General features: G+C 60.2%; 9 protein-coding genes. 7 read left to right on the top strand and 2 right to left on the bottom strand.

The window, feature by feature from the left end:
- Positions 1–348, top strand: a 348-nt coding sequence (locus tag IEX91_RS16070; RefSeq protein ID WP_188880226.1) for a YHS domain-containing protein, incomplete at its 5' end; no start/stop codon positions are given.
- Between the two features lie 388 nt (positions 349–736).
- Positions 737–1186 (top strand): universal stress protein, encoded by a 450-nt coding sequence (locus IEX91_RS16065; protein ID WP_188870799.1) that lies wholly within the window; start codon positions 737–739, stop codon positions 1184–1186.
- A gap of 14 nt (positions 1187–1200) precedes the next feature.
- Here the strand turns inward: IEX91_RS16065 and IEX91_RS16060 are convergent, their stop codons facing one another.
- Together IEX91_RS16060 and IEX91_RS16055 are read right to left on the bottom strand one after the other, a co-directional pair.
- Positions 1201–1506, bottom strand: a complete 306-nt coding sequence (locus IEX91_RS16060) for an SHOCT domain-containing protein (protein WP_229732318.1) — start codon at positions 1504–1506, stop codon at positions 1201–1203.
- Between the two features lie 112 nt (positions 1507–1618).
- On the bottom strand, positions 1619–2179 hold the full coding sequence (locus IEX91_RS16055) for a DoxX family protein (RefSeq protein WP_188880225.1): 561 nt from the start codon (positions 2177–2179) through the stop codon (positions 1619–1621).
- Positions 2180–2293: 114 nt separating this feature from the next.
- On the opposite strand from IEX91_RS16055, the gene IEX91_RS16050 reads away from it, so the two are divergent.
- The 5 genes from IEX91_RS16050 to IEX91_RS16030 form a co-directional block, all read left to right on the top strand.
- A complete protein-coding gene (locus tag IEX91_RS16050) occupies positions 2294–2644 on the top strand; it encodes an ArsR/SmtB family transcription factor (RefSeq protein ID WP_188870793.1) in 351 nt (116 codons plus the stop codon).
- Between the two features lie 3 nt (positions 2645–2647).
- Entirely contained in the window at positions 2648–2923 is a 276-nt protein-coding gene (locus IEX91_RS16045; protein ID WP_188870792.1) for a DUF7521 family protein, read from the top strand.
- A gap of 137 nt (positions 2924–3060) precedes the next feature.
- On the top strand, positions 3061–3456 hold the full coding sequence (locus tag IEX91_RS16040; RefSeq protein WP_188880224.1) for a hypothetical protein: 396 nt from the start codon (positions 3061–3063) through the stop codon (positions 3454–3456).
- A gap of 146 nt (positions 3457–3602) precedes the next feature.
- Positions 3603–3800: a CopZ family metallochaperone gene (locus IEX91_RS16035; RefSeq protein WP_188880223.1), complete on the top strand. Its 198-nt coding sequence runs from the start codon at positions 3603–3605 to the stop codon at positions 3798–3800.
- A gap of 146 nt (positions 3801–3946) precedes the next feature.
- A partial coding sequence (locus IEX91_RS16030) for a heavy metal translocating P-type ATPase (protein ID WP_188880222.1) occupies positions 3947–5508 on the top strand: 1562 nt, incomplete at its 3' end.

Below are 5508 nucleotides of genomic sequence, written 5' to 3'. Positions count from 1 at the left end.
TTCCTCATGGAGCTGCTGTTCGACGCGCTGGGTATCGTTCCAGATCTGGCGGGCGGCGAGACGGCGACCGAGCAAACGTACTTCGAGGTCAACTACACGTTCTACCTCAACCTCATTGCGTTCGCGCTCTCCGGCTTTCTCCTGTACGTGTATCGTCGCGGCCTCGGTGCGCCTGGCCAGTACCGTGATCCCGTCTGTGGGATGCGAACTGACGACAGCGAGCCATCGGCGACCCACGACGGTGAGACGTACTACTTCTGCTCGCAGACCTGCAAGGAAACCTTCGAGGAGGACCCCAACGAATACGCCACCGGGCATCCGATGGTGATGGAGGGACACGACCACTAACGGACAGTTCGTCGAGGATTTACAGTATCGATTGAGTCCGTCGGTCGTGCTTGGGCACATCCGCTGACGTGACCATACTGAATATACTCTCGTGACTCTTGGGCGGAGAGAATTGGAAGCCGAATTTACATTCGTCTTTAGCTAAGACCAGTGGTAATATCTCGTGTAGATATTATGTATGAAGGAAATACTAGGGCGAATATAGCGACTGAACCGCTGTTACTACTGATAGTAGACGATGCAGATTCTTTAGAGGCCCTATTTTCGGCCCATAGCGGTCGTGTTCTAACAAAATCCACCCCCAGATCTATGCTATTCAGTATTACTCTGAGTATTAGCTAAAGACGAATGGCCGAATTTATGATACCCGCCTTTGAATTCCGACTGAATGTACGACCGAATTCTCCTGTCGACCGATGGAACTGTCGCGTCTGAAGAGGCTGAGACGCACGCACTCGAGCTCGCAGCCGCTCACAACGCAGTCCTTCACGTGCTCTATGTCGTCGACGAGGATGTCGTGACTGCGTACAGCGGGGACGAATACGTCGACGAGGCCGAAGGACCCGAACACGGGCTCGAAGAACACGGCGAAGAGACGCTTTCGGAGCTCCGACGTCGAGCCGCAGAGACCGATGTCGACGTCGAGATGTCGATGCAACATGGTCGCCCCGCTGAGACTATCGTGAATCACGCAGACGACTGTGACGCTGATCTCCTCGTGCTCGGTACCAAACGTCGGCCGGACGAATATCGTGCGTTGCTCGGAAGTGTCACCGACCGCGTTCTTCGATTGACGACGCGTCCGGCAACCGTCGTGAAAACTGAAGTCAGCGAGTAGGAAACGGCCGTCCGCTACCGTCCACTTATGAGACGGGCGCGACGGCGGTCGAACTCCTCGTCGTCGATCTCGCCACGAGCGTACCGCTCTTGGAGGACGGCGAGTGCGCTATCCTCGGCGGCGCCGTTCGATTGCGACCGCGTCCCCAGCCAGTAGATGAGACCGAGGGGGACGGCGACGAGGAGTGCCATCCACAGGAGCCCGAACAGCATCATCCCCCAGCCCCAGCTACCCCATCCGGCCATGTGGCCGTCGTTCCACATGCCGTCGTGCCAGCTCCACATCATTGCATCCGGGACGGTCGCCTGTGTTAGCGCCATTCCGGCGACGACGGCCAGAGCCAGCGCTCCAACGACGATGAGTCCCAGAGAACGAATCCCGCGTGCTTGAATTGGATTTTGCATTGTTGTACTCCCAAAGGTCTCGGCGTGGTTAGCCGAGGATGTATTCGAGGGCGGGGTAGCGCTCGACGAGCGTCTCGCCGCCGACGTCGTAGTTCTCGATGTACTGGTCGAGGCCCAGGATGCGGCCCGCGGCGAACGCGGCGACCGCGAGGAACACGAGCATGTACGCGAAGTCCCCGTTGATGAACCCGTGGCCCATGTCCCAGTTCCCGAAGTAGAACATGAGCATCATGAGCGCGCCGAAGAACGCCGCGAGGCGGACGAGCGCACCGACGAGCAGGCCGAGGCCGATGAACAGCTCGCCCCACGGCACGGCGACGTTCGCGAACTCGACGAACCACGGCGTCGAGCCCATCCACGCGAACATCCCTGCGAGCGGGTTCCCGTTCGTCGCCGCAACGTTCGAGAGGTACCCACCGGCCGCGAACTCGCCGGTGATCTTCGTGAACCCGGAGTACGCGAACGCGTAGCCCATCATGAGACGGAGCGCCAGCACGAACCACGCGCTGAGGCTGTGGACTTTCCCGCCGACGGTCAGGCCGCCGACTTTGCTCTCAAGCTGGTTCATGCCGGAGTCGAGTGTGGACATAATTATTGCACCTTCAACTATCAGTAGGCGGGTAGAGACGATATAATAGCGAGCCGGCGTTCTGAGTCAGAAAACCGGGGGACTATATTACCCTCCTGTGGCGATTAGAGGAGTGTGACTGGGGAGGCCGACCCGTCGGACATCTTCGCCACGCTCGACGACGAGTACGCCCGCGACATCCTCGTGGCGACGAAGACCGACCGACTCTCCGCGAAGGAACTCAGCGAGGAATGCGATATGTCACGCCCGACCGTCTCGCGCCGGGTCACCCGCCTCGTCGAGCAGGGCCTCCTCGAAGAGTACACGCACGTCGACCCGGGCGGCCGGCACTACAGCGAGTACGAAGCGCGCCTCGAACGCGTCGAAGTACTCCTGCAGGCGGAGGGGTTCGACGTGCAGATCGACGTCCGGCCGGACCCCGCCGACCGGATCACGTCCATCTTCGAGGAAATGCGGGGAGACTGACTCATGGAACACACGTTATTCGTCATCGGCAAGCTGTTCACGACCGCCCTGGCGCTGGTGATCGCCTACCAGGCCTATCGCGGATACCAACGGCATCACACGCAGTTACTCCTGTACGTCGCCGCTGGCTTCGCGCTGGTCGGTCTTGGTGGCCTCCTTGAAGGCGTGCTCTTCGAGATCTTCCAAGTGTCGATTTTCGAAGCAGGATTCGTCGCAGCACTCGTCACCGCCGCCGGGATGCTGTCGATTCTCTACGCCCTGTATGCCCCGAACCCCTGAGGATTCGGGACGTTCGTTCGAAAAACGGTCTCTGTGTATCGTCTTCGGTTCGAAGCCGGTACTGTTCGGTCTCCCATCGTTCTCGGGAGTGTAGGATCACAGCGGGAATTATATCCGTCTCAGTCGTACCGTATCGGATGATTCGAACACTCGTGGGTGTCCTTGGCGCTCTCTCAGCGCTGTTCCCGGACGAAATCGTCGAGCTCTTCGAGAAACTCGCAATTGCGAATCCAAGCGAGGGAACGGTGAGAGGGTGGGTCCGTCCAGCTATCCGGTCTGAGGGCGTTCTGATAGCTGCGATTTCCCTCCTCGACGGGAGAGCATACGCGTGGCTGATGAATCTTACCGGTGTGTTCGGCGCTATCGTCTTCCTGTTTCCCGATCTGTATCGAAGATTTGCCACCGCGTTCCTGTACGAGCGTCCGGAGTCGATCGAATGGAACCAGCGATTCCGCTCGGGTATTCGGGCTATCGGCGCACTATACGTCTTTTTAGCGGCGAAGACGTATCTGGAGCGCCACAACGATACCTGAGTCTTCACGACATCGTCAGTTGCTGAATCTGAGATTTGGTTCGTTGCGGCTGCACGTATCGCTTGGTATCTAAAGTTTGACCCCCAATAGACCAGTATAATCGAAGGGGAAATCCGCTAAAGAGAGGGAGCCGTATGTACCTCTGTATGACGACGACCATCACCGTGGAAGGAATGTCGTGCGGTCACTGTGAGCAGACGGTCGAAGAGGCCCTTGAAGAGGTCTCTGGCGTGACTTCCGTGACCGTCGACAGGGAGAGTGAACAGGCAAGTGTCGACGGTGACGCAGAGGTCACGGCCCTCGTGGCGGCCGTCGAAGACGCGGGATACACCGCTCACGCCTGAGTATCGTGCGTTGCGGATAGCACAAGTCGCTTCGAGACGACGATTAACCGTTGTCTTCGGAGCTTGTATACGCTGGTCTTGCTGTACGGTTTCAGGGCCGAAGATTCAGGAAGCCGGCGGAGCCACCTCAATAGAGAACATGACTCATGGACGACCACAAAGATACAACTGAGAATTCCCCGGGAGGAGAGGACCAGCCGGACACCACCAGTCACCAGCACGAACACGGTGAGCACGATGAAGCGGTCGCGGAATCGGACGAGGAAGGGGTAGAACAGGAGCTACTAGAGGAGGAAGCTCACCCTGCTGCGGCAGGTGAGATGGCGTCCCACGAGCAGCACGAACACGCCGGACACGAGGGCGACGGGCACGGCCACGGTTCCCACGAAGGACACGGCGAGGGCCATAGCGGGATGCACGAAGGCCACGAACAGATGTTCCGCCGGCGTTTCTTCATTTCGACGCTCCTGTCGATTCCCGTCCTCCTGTATAGCGAAATACTACAGGAGTGGCTCGGCTTCTCCGTCCCCGTGTTCCCCGGCAGTGAATGGATTAACCCTGTCTTCGCGGTCGTCGTCTTCGCCTACGGGGGCGTGCCGTTCCTCCGGATGGCGCTGCCGGAACTGAAAGACCGGTCGCCGGGGATGATGACGTTGATCTCGATGGCGATCACCGTCGCGTTCGTCTACAGCCTCGCGAGCGTGATTTTCCCCACGCAGTCGGCGTTCTTCTGGGAGCTCGTCACGCTGATCGACATCATGCTGCTGGGCCACTGGATCGAGATGCGGTCGGTCCGGCGGGCCTCCAGCGCGCTCGACGAACTGGCGAAACTGATGCCAGACACCGCCGAGCGTATCACCGACGACGGGGAGACCGAAGAAGTTCCCGTCAGTGAGCTCTCGGAAGGCGATCTCGTGCTCGTCCGGCCGGGCGCGAGTGTCCCTGCTGACGGCACCGTCGAGGAGGGTGACTCCGACGTCAACGAGTCGATGATCACCGGCGAGTCCAAGCCCGTCTCGAAAGAGCCTGGCGACGAGGTCATCGGCGGCACCATCAACGGCGACGGGAGTCTCCGTGTTCGCGTCGGTGCGACGGGCGAGGAGACAACACTCGCGGGCATCATGCGCCTCGTCGAGGAAGCTCAACAGAGCAAGTCCAAGACGCAAGTGTTGGCCGACCGCGCGGCCGGCTGGCTGTTCTACGTCGCGCTCGGGGCGGCAGTCGTGACCGCGATTGCGTGGACGGTCGCAGTCTCGTTCGACGCGACGGTAATCGAACGAGTCGTGACGGTGCTCGTCATCGCCTGCCCACACGCTCTCGGGCTCGCTATCCCGCTGGTCGTCGCGATCAACACCTCACTTGCAGCGCGCAACGGGATGCTCGTCCGCGACCGAATCGCGATGGAGGACGCACGGAACCTGGACGCCATCATCTTCGACAAGACAGGGACGCTCACCGAAGGCGAACACGGCGTCGTGGATATGGCGACCGTCAACGGTGTCGACGAGGACGACGCACTCGCGCTGGCGGCAGCCGTCGAGAGCGACTCCGAACACATGATCGCGCGAGCGATTCGCGAGGCCGCCGACGAGCGAGACCTAACTACTCCCGACGCGACCGCCTTCGAGGCGATCAAAGGGCGAGGGGTTCGCGCAAACGTCGATGGAAACGAGGTGTACGTCGGTGGGCCGAACCTGTTGACCCAGCT

Source organism: Halarchaeum nitratireducens, assembly GCF_014647155.1.
Classification (GTDB): Archaea; Halobacteriota; Halobacteria; order Halobacteriales; family Halobacteriaceae; genus Halarchaeum; species Halarchaeum nitratireducens.
Note: the sequence above shows the minus strand (reverse complement) of the source record. Positions and strands in the feature narration are given on the sequence as shown.